The 17,243-nt window shown below is 65.5% G+C and carries 16 protein-coding genes; 13 read left to right on the top strand and 3 right to left on the bottom strand.

Annotated features, from left to right (window positions below; genetic code table 11):
* Positions 1-16: 16 nt before the first annotated feature.
* A complete protein-coding gene (locus ABGN05_RS01075; protein WP_367952143.1) occupies positions 17-1,336 on the bottom strand; it encodes a Rieske 2Fe-2S domain-containing protein in 1,320 nt (439 codons plus the stop codon).
* Between the two features lie 153 nt (positions 1,337-1,489).
* Here ABGN05_RS01075 and ABGN05_RS01070 point away from each other — a divergent pair, with 153 nt between their 5' ends.
* Entirely contained in the window at positions 1,490-2,266 is a 777-nt protein-coding gene (locus ABGN05_RS01070; RefSeq protein WP_367952142.1) for an IclR family transcriptional regulator domain-containing protein, read from the top strand.
* Positions 2,267-2,449: 183 nt separating this feature from the next.
* Here the strand turns inward: ABGN05_RS01070 and ABGN05_RS01065 are convergent, their stop codons facing one another.
* Positions 2,450-2,839 (bottom strand): hypothetical protein, encoded by a 390-nt coding sequence (locus ABGN05_RS01065; RefSeq protein WP_367952141.1) that lies wholly within the window; start codon positions 2,837-2,839, stop codon positions 2,450-2,452.
* A 235-nt stretch (positions 2,840-3,074) separates the two neighbouring features.
* Positions 3,075-3,512, bottom strand: coding sequence for a hypothetical protein (locus ABGN05_RS01060; RefSeq protein ID WP_367952140.1), 438 nt, complete (start codon positions 3,510-3,512; stop codon positions 3,075-3,077).
* Between the two features lie 416 nt (positions 3,513-3,928).
* Here ABGN05_RS01060 and ABGN05_RS01055 point away from each other — a divergent pair, with 416 nt between their 5' ends.
* The 12 genes from ABGN05_RS01055 (at position 3,929) to ABGN05_RS01000 (ending at position 17,216) form a co-directional block, all read left to right on the top strand.
* On the top strand, positions 3,929-4,312 hold the full coding sequence (locus tag ABGN05_RS01055; protein ID WP_367952139.1) for a RidA family protein: 384 nt from the start codon (positions 3,929-3,931) through the stop codon (positions 4,310-4,312).
* A gap of 109 nt (positions 4,313-4,421) precedes the next feature.
* On the top strand, positions 4,422-5,351 hold the full coding sequence (locus ABGN05_RS01050; protein WP_367952138.1) for a sugar phosphate isomerase/epimerase family protein: 930 nt from the start codon (positions 4,422-4,424) through the stop codon (positions 5,349-5,351).
* Positions 5,352-5,354: 3 nt separating this feature from the next.
* A complete protein-coding gene (locus tag ABGN05_RS01045) occupies positions 5,355-6,182 on the top strand; it encodes a metallophosphoesterase family protein (RefSeq protein ID WP_367952137.1) in 828 nt (275 codons plus the stop codon).
* A 183-nt stretch (positions 6,183-6,365) separates the two neighbouring features.
* Complete coding sequence (locus ABGN05_RS01040; protein WP_367952136.1) at positions 6,366-7,598, top strand: 3-methyl-2-oxobutanoate dehydrogenase (2-methylpropanoyl-transferring) subunit alpha; 1,233 nt, start codon at positions 6,366-6,368, stop codon at positions 7,596-7,598.
* A 1-nt stretch (position 7,599) separates the two neighbouring features.
* Positions 7,600-8,613, top strand: a complete 1,014-nt coding sequence (locus ABGN05_RS01035) for an alpha-ketoacid dehydrogenase subunit beta (RefSeq protein WP_367952135.1) — start codon at positions 7,600-7,602, stop codon at positions 8,611-8,613.
* 1 nt (position 8,614) lies between these two features.
* On the top strand, positions 8,615-9,940 hold the full coding sequence (locus tag ABGN05_RS01030) for a dihydrolipoamide acetyltransferase family protein (RefSeq protein ID WP_367952134.1): 1,326 nt from the start codon (positions 8,615-8,617) through the stop codon (positions 9,938-9,940).
* 4 nt (positions 9,941-9,944) lie between these two features.
* Entirely contained in the window at positions 9,945-11,342 is a 1,398-nt protein-coding gene (gene lpdA / locus ABGN05_RS01025; RefSeq protein WP_367952133.1) for a dihydrolipoyl dehydrogenase, read from the top strand.
* Positions 11,343-11,478: 136 nt separating this feature from the next.
* Positions 11,479-13,095 (top strand): ABC transporter substrate-binding protein, encoded by a 1,617-nt coding sequence (locus tag ABGN05_RS01020; protein WP_367952132.1) that lies wholly within the window; start codon positions 11,479-11,481, stop codon positions 13,093-13,095.
* A gap of 73 nt (positions 13,096-13,168) precedes the next feature.
* The gene (locus ABGN05_RS01015; RefSeq protein ID WP_367952131.1) at positions 13,169-14,149 is read left to right on the top strand and encodes an ABC transporter permease; all 981 of its coding nucleotides are present in this window, start codon (positions 13,169-13,171) and stop codon (positions 14,147-14,149) included.
* The gene (locus ABGN05_RS01010) at positions 14,150-15,127 is read left to right on the top strand and encodes an ABC transporter permease (protein ID WP_373695874.1); all 978 of its coding nucleotides are present in this window, start codon (positions 14,150-14,152) and stop codon (positions 15,125-15,127) included.
* Entirely contained in the window at positions 15,124-16,173 is a 1,050-nt protein-coding gene (locus ABGN05_RS01005; protein ID WP_367952130.1) for an ABC transporter ATP-binding protein, read from the top strand. The genes ABGN05_RS01010 and ABGN05_RS01005 overlap by 4 nt, the downstream gene beginning before the upstream one ends.
* Entirely contained in the window at positions 16,170-17,216 is a 1,047-nt protein-coding gene (locus ABGN05_RS01000; protein WP_367952129.1) for an ABC transporter ATP-binding protein, read from the top strand. Before ABGN05_RS01005 ends, ABGN05_RS01000 begins: the two co-directional genes overlap by 4 nt.
* Positions 17,217-17,243 lie beyond the last annotated feature (27 nt).

Below are 17,243 nucleotides of genomic sequence, written 5' to 3'. Positions count from 1 at the left end.
GTTCATCTCCGCGAATTCAAATCACAGCCGGCCATGCGCACGCCGCGCGGCGGGTGCGGTCGGCTTGCGGCCAGAGATCTTCCCACCCGTCCGTCGGGCCGATCGCGTCGATGGAGACCGGGCCGCGCACCGCTTCGACCGCGGCGGCCTCGCCGCGCATCGGCAGGGTGGAGAGATTGCCATCCTGCACGCTCTTGATCGCCGCCAAGAGCTTGCGGCGGTTCCTCATGATGGCGACGTCGGTGCGGCCGAGATGCTCGTCGGTGCGATCCTGGATGCGGCCCATGGATTCCACCGCCCACTGGTCGTGCACGTTGATGTCGAGCCCCATGCCGGTATAGGTCAGGCTCGCCTGCTCGTCGGGATTGTAGCCGTAATTGTTGCGCTTGTTCTTGAGCGGCGCGTAGTCCGGCAGGCGGTGTTCCTTCATGCGTTGCTCGCGCATCAGCGTCTTGTTCACCGGTTTTCCGAAGCTCGTGAACATGGAGTACCAGTAGCAGGTCTCGTCGTCGACGGGCACGTGCCACTGGGTGATCGTCATCTCGCTGGACATCGGGATGCAGATCGCCTCCGGAAAGATCTGGTTGGTGACCCGAACGTGGCTGCGCCCGTCCTTCATGTGGCGCAGGGAGATCAGCCGCAGCCCGAAATCGGTCTCCTCGACGCGGATGTCGGGGCGGGGATATTCGCGCAACAGCTGCGTCATCGGCATCTCGGTATTGCCCGCCTTGTCGCGGAACTGCTTGCCGTAGCCTTCCGACGGGTCCTCGTCCTGCAGGAAACGGTGCAGGAAGGAGGCATGCGCGGGATCGATGCCGACCTCCATGGCCTGCAGCCAGTTGCATTCCCACAGGCCCTTGAAGGCGAAGACATGGCTGTCGGGCGCGGCGAAACAGTCGAGCGCCGGGAACGGCGGCGGGTCGCCGGGGCCCATGTAGGCGAAGACGATGCCGTTCCTTTCCACCACCGGATAGGAGACGGCGCGGATGTTCTCGTGCATGCGGCTGCCTTCCGGCTCGCCCGGTTGTTCGACGCACTGGCCGGTGCGGTCGAAGTGCCAGCCGTGGAAGGGACAGCGCAAGCCGTTGTCCTCGCGCCGCCCGTAGCAGAGGTCGGCGCCGCGATGCGGGCAGTGGCGGCCGATGAGGCCGAGCGCGCCCTCGTTGTCGCGGAAGAGCACGAGGTCTTCGCCGAGCAGGCGCACCGGCACGACGGGTCGTGCCGACATCAGTTCTTCGGAAAGCGCGGCGGGCTGCCAGTAGAGCCTCAGCACCGATCCGGCGCCCGTCTTCGGCCCCACCCGCGTGAGAAGGTCGTTCTGTTCCTGGCTCATCATGGCTGGGGTTCCCCTGGCTCTCCGATGGCGAGAGGAAGGCCGGAACGCCTTGCCCTACGGCCAACTATCGTGCGATTATCGCACAACAGGCATATTATCGCCCGAGCGTAGTGTGGGCGGCCGAGATGTGTCAAGCGATGCGGAAGGAGCGACATGCAGCGGGACCGGGCCGAACCGATCGCCGAGAAGGACATCTCCCTGACCTTCGCAAAGGGCATGGCGGTGCTGAAGGCCTTCGATGCCGAACACACACACCTCACCTTGCCGCAGATCGCGCGAATGACCGGCTACGACCGCGCCACGACGCGGCGGCTGGTGCTGACGCTGGTGCATCTGGGCTACGTGCGGCAGCGGGATCGAGCCTTTTCGCTGACACCGCGGATTCTCGTCCTGGCCGGCGGGTTCCTGCAGGGCCGGCAGTTCGGCAAGACCATCCAGCCGGTGATGCGCGCGTTTGCGCAAAGGATAGGCGAGACGATCTCGATGGCCATGCTCGACGGCATGGAAGCGGTCTACGTCGCGCACTCGGGAAGCGAGGCCGGCATGGCGCGCATCGGTTTCACGATCGGCAGCCGCGTGCCGCTGCTGTCGACGGCGATCGGGCGAGTGCTGGTCGCCGCGAGCGATGCGGAAACGGCGCGCGAGGCGATCGGCGCGGCACCCCTCGTCGCACACACGCCGCTGACGCTGACGGACCGACAGGCGGTGGCAAGGGAGGTCGAGGCGATAGCCCTGAGCGGCCACGCCTTCGTCGACGGCGAGTTCGAGCCTGGGGTCGCGGGGCTGGCCGTGCCGATCAGGACGCAGAGCGGCACCGTCGCCGGCCTCGGCCTGTCGGCGCCGCGCGAACGCTTCGCGGACGAAAGTTTCCTGCGCGAAGCGGTCGAGTGCCTGCGCGAATGCGCGGATGCGGTTTCGGGGTTGTTGTAGGGCAGGCTGCCAGGGAAATACGTTCGCGGTAGGCCCGAAAGCGCCCGGCCTCCTGTTGTCCCAATACCGACGCCTGACGTGAAACGGATTTGCCAGTTTTGTTTCGAAGTGCGTCTTCAACCCAGTTCCACAAACCCCATCAAGGCGACAGGAAGGGGATCCCTGTCCTGGTAGGTTCGCAAATCAACGAATGTAGATTGCAATCGCGTTTGTTGGGTCCCTCGTTGCCGCGACAACGCGTCTTATCGCGACCGAACGGCGAGTGAGTTCCTGCTCTATCGCATCATTGGAAACGATCGCGGTCTGCACCATCGCCCAACCGTCTTCAGTGCCACGGAGGGCAGTCTCGAGCGCCTGATAGTCGTCACTGGACTCGAAGGCGCTCAAGTCAACGACATCGAGACGAACAAAGGAATCGATCGCACGAATCTCGTTCGCGCTTAGATCGGTAGCCTCAAGCGCGGCAATGATCTTCTGGATATCCGCTCCGCTGCCGGCCAGGTCGTCGCCGTGCACCGAGATCGGCCAGATTCCGAGAACGATCAATGCGAGCCAGACAAGAGGCGGTTTCATTGCAATCCATCCCGACCATGACGCTACAGCAGCGAAATGATCGCACGCGGCTCTCGCTCTGTCACTGGTACGCGCGTTCGAGTGCCGCGCGGGTTTGTTTGCCCCGCGAAAAAATGGATACGGCAACGCGGCGTTTCGCACAGCGCTGACGGCCAGGGAACAGCATTCCCGCGCCACCTGTCCTCTCATGGGACCGGACGGCAAACTCGTCGCCGTCCAGCAGCCACGACGCTGTCTAGCCGTCGGTGGTCGGTATGACGCCGGGAGCGGTATCCGACCCCAAAGTTCGGGCCGGAAGTGCTTCCATCGCTACGAGTTGTTCGGCGCAAAGATCAGCCGCCCCGGTCACCTGCTCGTCGATAGCTGTGACATTGCTCCATCCGCCATCTTCGATGAAGTCATCTTGCTGATAGCTGCTTTCTTCCTTCAAAGCGACCAAGTTGGCCGCGGCGTCAGCATCGGCTACGAAATTCTCGACACAGATCGACGCTACAAGTTGTTCGCGCGCATTCTGCGAAGCTTGCTCCGCCATGGTCTGAGCCGAGCCGCCCGTGACCCATCCGCCCCACGCGAAGCCCACCACCATCGTCAGGATGCTGGCGCCGGCCGCAGCCCAGATGAGTCCAGCCTTTGTCGGCCTGTAATCGTTCCATCCACTCGTGATGCTCATCATCTGCTCCCGGTTTGTTTCGAATTGATAAACAGCGTGAGCCGAATGGCGGTGGATGTCAAATTTTCATGGGAAGAAGTACATTTTACAATGCAACTGCAGAAAAAATGCAGCATCGATAAGCAAAATCGGCTTGCTAAATCTCATTTATAAGATGTATTTCTCCTATTTCAGTTTTATTCAATTTAACAAAATTCATCACTGGCCAGTTTTATATCATACAAGAATAAAAATATGTACTGAAGTAGATTAGCGGTATTCCGTCTCATCTCCAGCCGCCTATGCCGGTGCAGACGCTCGGCCAAAACGCCGGCGCGCCTGGACAACAGGCGGTCCCCGTGCCTTGCCGCCATCCCCGTCGACTTCCCTCCCCTCGCCGTGCATGAATGCGCGTGACGCATTCCTCCGCGAGACCGGTCATGCTCAAGCATCACATTCCCGACGGCGTCCGCAAACCCTTTGCGGCCTACAGCCATTCCGTCGAGGTTGCCGCCGGCACGCGGCTGGTCTTCTGCTCGGGCCAGCTCGGCATCTCGCCGGACGACGAAGTGCCGGAAGGCGCCGAAGCGCAGGCGGAGCTCTGCTTCGGTGCGGTGAAAACGATCCTCGCGGCGTCCGGCCTGACGCTCGAAAACGTCGTGCGCATAAATGCCTTCGTGACCGCGCGCGAGCACATGAAGCCGTACATGGCGGTGCGCGACCGGCTGTTTCCGGCCCCCTCGCCCGCCTCCACGCTGATGATCGTGACCGGTTTCACGCGCGAGGAATTCAAGGTCGAGGTCGAGGTGATCGCTGCAGGGTGAACGCTATGTCCGTCTCTCTGTCAGACGCCTGACATCGAATCCGGACAAGTTGCCCGCGAACTCACCGGGCGGGCGGCGTACGCCGGGCCACCAAAGGAAAGGGACTTTCATGCTTCCGAACGGCGCGACGGGCACGGGCATTTCGGCGTACAAGCGCAGCCACGATCTTTCGGATTTTTCCGCGGAACTCGACATGATCGAGGCGCTCGGCGTCGATGCGATCGAACTGCCGACCTACGACATGGACATCGTCGTCGGAGGCAGGATACGCCGGCCGCAGATGGAGGCGCTGAAGCGCGCCTGTGCCGGGCGGTCGGTGGAGTTTTCCGTGCACGGGCCGCTCGCCATCAACCTGATGGACGAGCCCTACCGGCTACAACGCCACATGGACGTGCTTTCGGCGTCGCTCGAAGTGGCGGCCGAGGTCGGTGCAAAGCACTACGTCCTCCATTCCGGCATGGCGCCGGTGCAGCAGGGAGACGGGCTGGAGGCAGCCTATGAACGGCAGCGCGAATGCCTGGCGCGGGCCGGCGACATCGCGCGCCGGCTCGACCTCGTGATCTGCGTGGAGACGCTGTTCGCCGGCTTCGACGGGCGGGCGCATGCCTCGTCTCCGAGGCGGCTTGCCGCGGAACTCGCCGCCATCAACCATTCGAACGTGATGGCGACGATCGACTTCAGCCATTCCTACCTGAAGCTCGACTATGACGGCCGGCGTGGCGATTTCCTCGACGAGATCAAGGCCCTTGCACCATGGGGCCGCCACCTGCACGTTCACGACAGCTTCGGACGGCAGGACGACATCTGGATGTACACGGACGGCGAGCGGATCGCCTATGGCCACGGCGATCTCCATTTGCCGGTCGGCTGGGGCGACATTCCCTGGGAGACGATCATCGCCGAATGCGAATTCCCGGAAGGCGTGCTGTTCAACATCGAACTCGAGGCGCGCCACTGGTATGCCGCGCAGGAGACGGTGGACGCGACCAAGTCGCTCGCTGAACGGGCGAGGACGCTCAAGACGGCACGGGCGGCCTGACCGATGCTCCAGCGCACCGTCCGGTTCGTCCACCTGACCGATATCCACGTCTCGCCCCCGCCGGCGGGCGGGACGTCGAAAAACGACGAACCGGTTGCGCGGCTGGACACGGCGCTGGAGATGATCCGCGGGATCGACCCTGCACCCGATTTCGCCATCGTCAGCGGCGACGTCACCGACAAGGGCGACGAGGAAAGCTACCGGATCGTGAGGCAGAGGCTGGAAGCGCTGGCGATGCCCGTCGTCTACGCGCTCGGCAACCACGACAGCCGCCCGGGCTTTTACGCCGGTATGCTCGACCGGACACAGGATACCGAGGCGCAGTACCGCTACGAGCGGAGCATCGCGGGCGTGCACGTCATCGTTCTCGACACCAGCGTGCCCGGCCGCACCAGCGGCGAAGTCGGCGAAGCCCAGTTCGACTTTCTCGAGGCAGCACTTCGCCGGGAGCCGGATCGGCCGAAGATCGTCGTCATGCACCATGCGCCGCGCATCGACGAGGAGTCGCCCTTCGCGTGGGAGAGCCTGAGCGTGGCGGAGACGGAGCGGTTTCGCCAGATCGTGGGCGGCGGCAACGTCGCCGGCATCCTGACGGGCCACATCCATCACGACCGCGTCTCGACCTGGCATGGCGTCCCAGTCATCGTCGGAACGGGACTGCAGGCCTTCATCGATCCGCTTTTCAGGAAGGGCCTGCGCATTCTTTCGGGCGCATCCTTCGGGCTCTGCACGCTGCGGCCGTCGGGGCTCACCATCTCCTTCGTCCCGCTCGCCTGCGACCGGCGGCCGCTGGGTTTCCTGGACGAGGACAAGGTCCGCTCGCTGAAATAGTCCCGCACAAGCGACTTGCCTTTGCGAAAGTTTCGCGCGGGCCGGTCCCGCCGCATGGCTTCTTGCTATCCGCACGAAGGAACCACTTGCCTCTTGTCCGCGCTATCGGAAGGTGAAGAATGGCGCGATCGCCCGACGCAGCGGCATCAACCCGCGCGGGCGCTCTGGGGAGAGAGACGAGACATGGCCGAAACCGCTCCGCTTCGCCTCAACGTTCCGGAACCCGAGGTCAGGCCCGGCGGCAAGCCGGATTTCTCCAACGTCAAGATACCCAAGGCCGGTTCGGTCGACCGACCGCCGGTCGACGTCGCGCCGGAAGCCATCCGCGACATGGCCTATTCGATCATCCGGGTGCTGAACCGCAAGGGCGAGGCGGTGGGCCCATGGGCCGGCACGCTGAGCCCGGAGGAGGCGCTTTCGGGTCTGCGCGACATGATGCGCGTGCGCGCCTTCGACCGTCGCATGCTGATGGCGCAGCGTCAGGGCAAGACATCGTTCTACATGCAGTGCCTAGGCGAGGAGGCGATCGCCTGCGCCTTTCGCAAGGCAATGGAAGACGGCGACATGAACTTCCCGACCTATCGGCAGCAGGGGCTGCTGATCGCCGGCGGCTACCCGATGGTCGACATGATGAACCAGATCTATTCCAACACGCACGACCCGATCAAGGGCCGGCAGCTGCCGGTGATGTACTCGTCGAAGAAGCACGGCTTCTTCACGATCTCCGGCAATCTCGCCACCCAGTTCGTGCAGGCGGTGGGCTGGGCGATGGCCTCGGCGATCATGCACGACACCAGGATCGCGGCGGCGTGGATCGGCGACGGCTCGACCGCCGAGAGCGACTTCCACGCCGGTCTGGTCTTCGCCTCGACCTACAAGGCGCCGGTGGTTCTGAACATCGTCAACAACCAGTGGGCCATCTCGACCTTCCAGGGCATCGCGCGCGGTGGCTCGGGCACGTTCGCCGCGCGCGGCCACGGCTTCGGCATTCCCTCGCTTAGGGTCGACGGCAACGACTATCTGGCCGTCCACGCGGTGGCGAAATGGGCGACCGAGCGGGCGCGCAAGAATCTCGGGCCGGTTCTGGTCGAATACGTCACCTACCGCGCCGCCGCGCACTCGACCTCGGACGATCCCTCGGCATACCGGCCGAAGGAGGAAAGCGACGCCTGGCCGCTGGGCGACCCGGTCGAGCGGCTGAAGAACCATCTGGTCGCGATCGGCGCCTGGTCGCCAGAGCGCCAAAAGCAGGCCGAGGCCGAGATCGACGCCGAGGTGCTCGCCGCCCAGAAGGAGGCCGAATCCTTCGGCACGCTGCATTCCGGCCCCAAGGCCTCGCCGCGCGACATCTTCGAGGACGTCTACGACGCCATGACGCCGAACCTGCGGCGGCAGCGGCAGGAGGCGGGGTACTGACATGCCGCGCATGACGATGATCGAGGCGATCCGCGACGCCCATGTGGTGGCGATGGAGCGCGACCGGAACGTGGTGGTGTTCGGCGAGGACGTCGGCTATTTCGGCGGCGTCTTCCGCTGCACGCAGGGGCTCCAGGAGAAGTTCGGCAAGGACCGCTGCTTCGACAGCCCGATCAACGAGGCCGGCATCGTCGGCACGGCGATCGGCATGGCCGCCTACGGCCTGCGGCCCTGCGTGGAGATCCAGTTCGCCGACTACGTCTATCCCGCCTACGACCAGATCGTCTCGGAAGCCGCGCGCATCCGCCACCGCTCGGCCGGCGACTTCACCTGTCCTTTGACGGTGCGCATGCCCACCGGCGGCGGCATTTTCGGCGGCCAGACGCACAGCCAGAGCCCGGAAGCACTGTTCACCCATGTCTCGGGTTTGAAGGTGGTGGTGCCGTCGAACCCGCACGACGCCAAGGGGCTCTTGATCGCATCCATCGAGGACGAGAATCCGGTGATCTTCCTCGAGCCGAAGCGGCTCTACAACGGCCCCTTCGACGGCCATCACGACAAGCCGATCATCCCCTGGTCGAAACATCCGCTGGGCGAGGTGCCGGCCGGGCACTACACCGTGCCGCTCGGCAAGGCGGTGGTGCGGCGCGAGGGAAGCGCGGTCACCGTGCTCGCCTACGGGACAATGGTATACGTCGCGGAAGCCGCGGCCGAGGAGAGCGGCGTGGATGCCGAAGTGATCGATCTCAGGACCCTGCATCCGCTCGATCTCGACACGATCATTGCGTCGGTGAAGAAGACCGGGCGCTGCGTGGTCGTGCACGAGGCGACGCTGACGTCGGGCTTCGGCGCGGAACTGGCCGCACTGGTTCAGGAGCACTGCTTCTATCATCTGGAAGCGCCGATCCGACGGGTGGCGGGCTGGGACACGCCCTATCCGCATGCGCAGGAATGGACCTATTTTCCCGGTCCCGCGCGGTTGGCCACGGCACTTACCGACGTGATGGAGGGCTGACATGGGAACCTTCGTCATCAAGATGCCGGATGTCGGCGAAGGCATCGCCGAGGCCGAACTGGTGGAATGGCACGTGAAGGTCGGCGATCCCGTCACCGAGGACATGGTGCTCGCCGCCGTCATGACCGACAAGGCGACGGTGGAGATCCCCTCCCCCGTCGAAGGCACGGTGGAATGGATCGGCGGCGAGGTCGGCGAGCAGATCGCCGTCGGCGCACCGCTGCTGAAGCTCGAAGTTTCCGGCGAAGGCAATGTCTCCGCCGACAAGGGTGCACCTGCGAAGGCCAAGCCGGCCAAGGAGGCGATGCCCGAGGCAAGCACGGCAAAGCGGAAAGACGAAGACGCAGGCCTAGAAGGGGAGGAAGAGGCCGAGGAGCGCGCGCCCGAGCCGGCAGCGCGGCCGAAAAAGGCCTCCGAGCCAAGACGTGCGCTGCCCGCGCACTCCCGCAAGGAAGGCGAGAAGCCGCTTGCCGCTCCATCCGTGCGCCTGAAGGCGCGCGAGCGCGGCATCGACCTGCGCTTCGTTCCGGGCACCGGGCCGGCGGGTCGCATCACGCACGAGGATCTCGACCTTTATCTCGAACAGGGCGCCCGGCCCGGCGCGCCGACGGGTCGCATGCCCGACAGCCGGGTCACGGAACTGAAGGTCGTGGGCCTGCGGCGCAAGATCGCCGAGAAGATGGCGCTGTCGAAGTCACGCATCGCCCATATCACCTATGTCGAGGAGATCGACATGGAGGCGCTGGAACAGTTGCGCGCGAGCCTCAATGCCACGCGCAGGGACGACCGGCCGAAGCTGACGCTGCTGCCCTTCCTGCTGATGGCCATGGTCAAGGCGATCAGGGACCAGCCGAACATCAATGCCCATTACGACGACGAGGCCGGCCTGGTGCGCCAGTTCGGCGGCGTGCATTGCGGCATCGCCGCGCAGACGCGCAACGGGCTGGTCGTGCCGGTGGTGCGCCACGCCGAGGCGCTCGACCTGTGGGGCGCGGCGGGCGAGATCAACCGGCTGGCGGAGGCCGCCAAGAATGGCACCGCGAAGCGCGAGGAACTGTCGGGCTCGACGATCACCATCACCTCGCTCGGCGCGCTGGGCGGCATCGCGACGACCCCTGTCATCAACCATCCGGAGGTGGCGATCGTCGGGGTGAACAAGATGCAGGTGCGGCCGATGTGGGACGGTACGCAGTTCGTGCCGAAGAAGATGATGAACCTGTCCTCGAGCTTCGACCACCGGGTCGTCGACGGCTGGGACGCGGCGGTATTCGTGCAGCGGGTGAAGGCCCTGCTGGAGACGCCGGCGTCGATCTTCATCGAGGAGTGAGATCATGAGAGACATGAAGTGCCAGGTCCTCGTGATCGGTGCCGGTCCGGGAGGATATGTCTGCGCCATCCGCGCCGGTCAGCTCGGGCTCGACACGGTGATCGTGGAGGCGAAGAGGCCGGGCGGGACGTGCCTCAATGTCGGTTGCATCCCGTCCAAGGCGCTGATCCACGCCGCCGACGAATATTTCAAGCTGCACGAGTTTTCAGGCGGCAGGTCGCCGCTCGGCATCAGCGCCGCCGAGCCGGCGATCGATTTTACGAAAACCATCGAATGGAAGGACGGCATCGTGCGCCGGCTGACCAACGGCGTCAGCGGGCTCCTGAAGAAGGCGAACGTCAAGCATGTCGACGGATGGGCGAAATTCCGCGACGGCAAGACGGTGGTGGTCGAGACCTCCACCGGGCCGCAGGCGATCGAAGCCGAGACCATTGTAATCGCTACCGGATCCGTTTCGGTCGAACTGCCCGGCCTTCCCTTCGGCGAGAACGTGATCTCCTCGACCGAGGCGCTGGCCTTGACGGAAATTCCCGAACGGCTGGCGGTGGTCGGCGCGGGTTACATCGGCCTGGAGATGGGCACGGCCTTCGCCAAGCTCGGGGCCAAGGTGACGGTGCTGGAGGCGATGGACCGCATCCTGCCGCTCTACGACGCCGAACTGACGAAGCCGGTGGCGCGGCGGCTGGAGAAGCTCGGCGTGACCGTGATGACCGGCGCCAAGGCGGACCGGTACTCCGCCAGTTCCCGTGCCCTCGCCTTCACCGACGCGGACGGCAAGGACGCCACGGTCGAGGCCGACAAGGTGCTGGTCACCGTCGGGCGCAGGCCGGCGACGCAAGGCTGGGGGCTGGAAGAACTCGACCTCTCCATGGATGGCCGCTCGATCGCGATCGACGAGCATTGCCGCACCTCCATGCGCGGCGTCTACGCCATCGGCGACGTGACCGGCGAGCCGATGCTGGCGCACCGCGCCATGGCGCAGGGCGAGATGGTGGCCGAGATCGTCGCCGGCAACCGGCGCGCCTGGGACCGCCGGTGCATCCCCTCCGTGTGCTTCACCGATCCGGAGATCGTCTCGGCCGGGCTGTCGCCCGAGGAGGCGCAGAAGGCCGGCCACGACGTGCGCACCGGCATCTTCCCCTTCCAGGCGAACGGGCGGGCCATGACGCTGGAACGCGACGACGGATTCGTGCGTGTGGTGGCGCGTGCCGACGACAATGTGGTGCTGGGCATCCAGGCGGTGGGAACGCAGATATCGGACCTCTCCTCCTATTTCGCGAGCGTCATCGAGATGGGCGGCCGGCTGGAGGACGTCGCCCAGACCATCCATGCCCATCCGACCATGGGCGAGGCTTTTCAGGAGGCCGCGATGCGCGCGTTGGGTCACGCGCTGCACATCTGATCTTCGCGCAACGGTCGAAATGATGACCCATGATCGGAATGGGTTGCGCCCCGCCCCGCTTTTCTGAATAGTGCGGGTTCGAGGCATGACGGACCGCACCAAAGACGGCCGGTGCCCGGCAACGGGAGACCAATCGATGTACGACGGATTGAAAATCCAGCCCCTTTTCGCGCGTGGACGACGCACCGCCATCGCGGCGGCCGCGGCCAGCCTGCTGATGGGTTCCGCCGCGCATGCCGAAACGCTGCGCTTCGCCTTTCAGGGCACGCTGAACGCGCTCGACCCGTACACGCTGAACGAGACCTTCTCGCTCGGCATGTTCGGCAACGTCTACGAAGGACTGACCAAGCGCGACAAGGACCTCCAGATCATCCCCGGCCTCGCGGAAAGCTGGGAGGTCGTAGACCCGCTGACCTGGCGCTTCAAACTGCGCGAGGGCGTCAAGTTCGCCAACGGCAACGACTTCAACGCCGATGACGTGATCTTCTCCGCCGAGCGCGTGCGCGCCGAGAGCTCCGACCTGAAGACCCGGATACCGGCGGATTCGGAGTGGGTGAAGGTCGACGACTATACCGTCGACGTGAAGCTCAAGACGCCGAACCCGATCCTGCACTACGAGTGGGATACCTGGTACATGATGGACAAGGAGTGGGCCGAGGCGGAAGGTGCCGTGACGCCGGTCTCCGCCAAGGACACCAGCCCCGGACAGGCGGCCTACAAGGCCAACGGCACGGGACCCTTCGTCTTCGAGAGCCACGAGCCTGGCGTCAAGACGGTCTTCAAGCCGAACCCGAACTGGTGGGGCACGCCGGAGCACAACCTGACCGAAGTGATCTTCACGCCGATCGCCGCCGACGGCACGCGCGTGGCCGCACTTCTGGCCGGCGACGTCGACCTGATCGACCCGGTTCCCGTGCAGGATATTCCGCGCGTCAATGCGGACCCGAACACCGAGGCGCTGACCGGACCGGAACTGCGCGTCATCCATCTCGGCTTCAACCAGATGGACGACGAACTGACGACCTCCGACGTCAAGGGCAAGAACCCGTTCAAGGACCCGAACGTGCGCAAGGCCTTCTACCAGGCCATCGACATCGAGGCGATCAAGGCGCGCGTCATGCGCGATCTCGCGACGCCGGTTCCGCTGCTGATCGCCAACGAACTCTACTCCGGCTCGGGCGACTTCCAGCGCTGGCCCTTCGATCCGGAAGCGGGCAAGAAGCTGCTCGCCGACGCCGGATATCCTGACGGCTTCTCGGTCGGCATGGACTGCCCGAACGACCGCTACGTCAACGACGAGGCGATCTGCCAGGCAGCCGTCTCGATGCTCGCCAAGATCGGCGTGACGGTGAACCTGAACGCCCAGCCGAAGTCGCAGTACTTCGCCAAGGTGCTGGCGCCCGGCGGCTACGACACCGACTTCTTCCTGCTCGGCTGGACGCCCGGGTCGTTCGATTCCTGGAACGTCATCGCCAACCTCGCCGGCTGCCGTGACGCCACCGGCAAGGGCGGTCCGTTCAATCTCGGCGGCTACTGCAACAAGGAGGTCGATGCACTGGCGGCCAAGATCGTCGAGGAGACCGATGTCACCAAGCGCGACGAGCTGATCAAGCAGGCCTTCACGATCATGACCGACGAGACCTCGCACATCCCGCTGCACCAGCAGTCCCTGGCCTGGGGCAAGCGCAAGAACATCGACATCGTCCAGCGCCCGGACAACCAGGTGCTGTTCTACTGGGCAAAGGTGAACTGAGCCCCTCGATCGACACCCACGGCCCGCGCGACCACGCGCGGGCCGCAGGCATGCCCGCGAGAGGCGGTAGTTCATGATTGCTTTCGCCATCCGGCGACTGGTCCAGGCGATCGGCGTGATGCTGGTCGTCGCGCTGATCTCCTTCCTGATGTTCCGCTTCGTCGGCGACCCGGTGAACCAGCTCGTCGGTGTCGACACCTCGCCCGCCGAGCGTGAGGCGCTCCGTCAGGCGCTCGGGCTGAACGATCCGGTTTTCGTGCAGTTCGGTCGTTTCATCGTCAGGGCCGCGCAGCTCGATTTCGGCATCTCCTACCAGTTCAAGCAGCCGGTCGCCTCGCTGATCGCTTCCAGGCTACCCGCCACGCTCGAACTGTCCTTCGTCTCCGCCGTCTTCGCGCTCGCGATCGGCATCCCGATGGGCATCTTCACCGGGCTCTATCCGTATTCGTGGCTGTCGCGCGGCTTCCTGGCGATCTCGCTGATCGGGGTTTCGCTGCCGACCTTCCTGATCGGCATCCTCCTGATCTTCATCGTCTCGGTGAACCTCGGCTGGCTGCCCTCCTTCGGGCGCGGGGATACCGTCAGGATCTTCGGCGGGTGGACGACCGGTCTTCTCACGAAATCCGGCCTGCAGTCGCTGATCCTGCCGGCGATCACACTCGGGCTGTTCCAGATGACGCTGATCATGCGGCTGGTGCGCGGCGAGATGCTGGAGGTGCTGCGCACCGACTACATCAAGTTCGCCCGCGCCCGCGGCCTCTCCCGCCGCGTCATCAACTTCGGCCACGCGCTGAAGAACACGCTGGTGCCGGTGATCACCATCACCGGCCTTCAGGTCGGCTCGATCATCGCCTTCGCGATCATCACCGAGACCGTCTTCCAGTGGCCGGGCATGGGGCTGATGTTCCTGCAGGCGGTACAGAGCGTCGATATCCCGATCATGGCGGCCTATCTGCTCCTGATCGCCTTCCTGTTCGTGATGATCAACTTCATCGTCGACATGCTCTACGTCGCCGTCGATCCGCGCATCCGTATCGGCGGGGCGCGCGGATAAATGGCAACCGTGGCGGATCGCAAGAGCGAGACCGGAACGGCGGACGGCGACGTGCCCGCGCGTGCCCCCGGCTTCCTCGAAAGGGCCCGCGACAGCGACGTCTGGTACTCGTTCACGCGTTCGCCGCTCACCATCGTTTCGGCGATCGTGGCGCTCGCGCTGGTGCTCTCGGCGCTGCTGGCGCCACTGATCGCGCCGCACAATCCGTTCGACCCGGCGACGTTGTCGATCATGGACTCCTTCTATCCGCCAAGCTGGACCGGCGAAGGCGACCCGCGTTTCCTGCTCGGAACCGACGACCAGGGCCGAGACATCCTCTCCACCATCCTCTACGGCATGCGTATCTCGCTGGCGGTCGGCTTCGCCAGCGTCATCTTCGCAATGGTCATCGGCGTGACGCTCGGGCTGGTTGCCGGCTATGTCGGCGGCGCCACCGATTCCATCATCATGCGCATCGCCGACGTGCAGCTGACCTTCCCGGCGATCCTCACCGCGCTTCTGATCGACGGTGTCGCGCGCGGGCTCGCAGGACCTCGCTCCTACGAGGACATCGTCTTCGGCGTTCTGGTGCTTTCGATCGGGCTGTCCTTCTGGGTCCAGTACGCCCGCACCGTGCGCGGCTCCGTTCTGGTCGAGAAGAACAAGGAATACGTGCTGGCGGCGCGGCTGATCGGGCTGCGTCCCTGGACGATCATGTTCAAGCACGTGCTGCCGAACGTGCTGGGACCCGTCCTGGTGATCGCGACCATCAACCTGGCGCTTGCCATCATCACCGAGGCGACGCTGTCCTTCCTCGGCGTCGGCGTGCCGCCGACCCAGCCCTCGCTCGGAACGCTGATCAGGATCGGCAACGACTTCCTGTTCTCCGGCGAATGGTGGATCACGATCTTCCCCGGAATAACCCTCGCGGTGCTGGCCCTGTCGGTGAACCTGCTCGGCGACTGGCTGCGCGACGCGCTGAACCCGAAGCTCAGATGACCCCGATCCTCTCCGTCCGCAACCTGAGGGTGGAAATCCCGACCCGCCAGGGCGTTCTGACCGCCATCGACGACCTGTCCTTCGACATCGCGCCCGGCGACGTCCTGGGCGTGGTGGGGGAATCCGGCGCCGGAAAATCGATCACCGGATCGGCCATCATCGGCCTGCTCGAGCCCCCCGCGCGCGTCGCGGGCGGCGAGATCCTGCTGGCCGGCGAGCGGATCGACCACCTGCCACCCGACCGGATGCGCGGGATTCGGGGCCGACGCATCGGCATGATCTTCCAGGACCCCCTGACCAGCCTCAATCCGCTCTACCGCATCGGCGACCAGCTCGTCGAAACCATCCTGACGCATGAGCGCATCCCGCAGCGGGCCGCGCGCGACAAGGCGCAGCGCCTCCTGGAGGAGGTCGGTATCCCCGCGGCCGGCGCCCGGATGTCGGCGTATCCGCACCAATTTTCCGGCGGCATGCGCCAGCGCGTGGTCATCGCACTGGCGCTGGCAGCCGATCCGGAACTCGTCATCGCCGACGAGCCGACAACAGCGCTCGACGTTTCCGTGCAGGCGCAGATCATCGCGCTCCTGAAGAAGCTCTGTGCGGAACGGGGAACGTCCGTCATGCTGATCACCCACGACATGGGCGTGATCGCCGAGACGGCCGACCGCGTCTGCGTGCTCTATGCCGGACGTCTGGCCGAGATCGGTCCCGTTCGCGACGTGGTGAAGCACCCGCAACACCCCTATACGCAGGGACTGATGGCGGCGATCCCCTCGCTCGCCGGCGACCCGGATGAGAAGCTGGCGCAGATTCCCGGCTCGATGCCCAGGCTGGGCGCCATCCCGCCCGGCTGCGCTTTCAACCCGCGCTGCCCCTATGTCTTCGATCGCTGCACCGGCGAACGGCCGGGCATCTACCCGGCCGGGGCGAGCGAGGCCTCCTGCTACCTCCACGATCCGGCGGGCAGCGCCCCCGCGGATGCGGCCGAGCGTGCCGCGGCGTCCGGCATCCACGTCGCCGCACGCACCACGGAGGCGGCGCGATGAGCGTGCTGGAAAAGCCTTCCGCGGGAGCGGGCGCGAGGACGGGGCCCCTGGTCGAGGTGAAGGGGCTGCGGCGCGTCTTCGACCTGTCGAAGCCGCTGCTCAACCGGCTGATCGAAGGCGGCGGTCGCGTCAAGCTGACGGCAGTGGACGGCGTCGACTTCTCGATCAACCAGGGCGAGACCTACGCGCTGGTCGGCGAATCCGGCTCCGGCAAGTCGACGATCGCCAAGATCATGGTCGGGCTGCTGCCCCCGTCGGTCGGCTCGATCTCGATCGAGGGAACCGACGTCTGGAGCGAACGCTCCGGCGATGTGCGGCGGCGCATGCAGCGCCGCATCCAGATGATCTTCCAGGACCCGTTCGCCAGCCTCAACCCGCGCTGGCGCGTCCATGCGATCATAGAGGAGCCGATCAAGGCCTTCGACCTGATCCCGGACGCACGCGACCGCACGGCGCGCGTCGGCGAACTCCTGTCGCTCGTCGGGCTCGATCCGCGCGACGGTCAGAAGTTCCCGCACGAGTTTTCCGGCGGACAGCGCCAGCGCATCGCCATCGCCCGCGCGCTCGCCTCCAACCCACGCTTCATCGTCTGCGACGAGCCGACCTCGGCGCTCGACGTGTCGGTGCAGGCGCAGGTCCTGAACCTCTTGCGCGACCTGCAGGAGCGGTTCGGCCTCACCTACCTCTTCATCAGCCACAACCTGGCGGTCGTGCGCCACGTCGCGACCCGCGTCGGCGTCCTCTACCTGGGGCGGCTGGTGGAGGAGGCGCCGGCGCGCGAACTCTTCGCCGACCCGAAGCACCCCTACACGCGGATGCTGCTCGACGCGGTTCCCGACATCGAGATGGCGGGCAAGGAGCGGCTGGCGATCGCGGGCGAGATCCCGAACCCGGTCAACCCGCCGCCCGGCTGCCATTTTCACCCGCGCTGCCCGTTCGTCATGCCGCATTGCCGCACGGTAGTCCCGCCCCCCTTCGAGGTCGGGCAGGCAAGCGTGCGGTGCCACCTCTTCGCGCCGGACCGGCAGCCGGCAGCCGACTAGCATACGCGCCGGCGTCCCATACGACGA

Source organism: Aquibium pacificum (genome assembly GCF_040839445.1).
Classification (GTDB): domain Bacteria; phylum Pseudomonadota; class Alphaproteobacteria; order Rhizobiales; family Rhizobiaceae; genus Aquibium; species Aquibium pacificus.
This window is presented reverse-complemented; position numbering and strand designations above follow the sequence as displayed.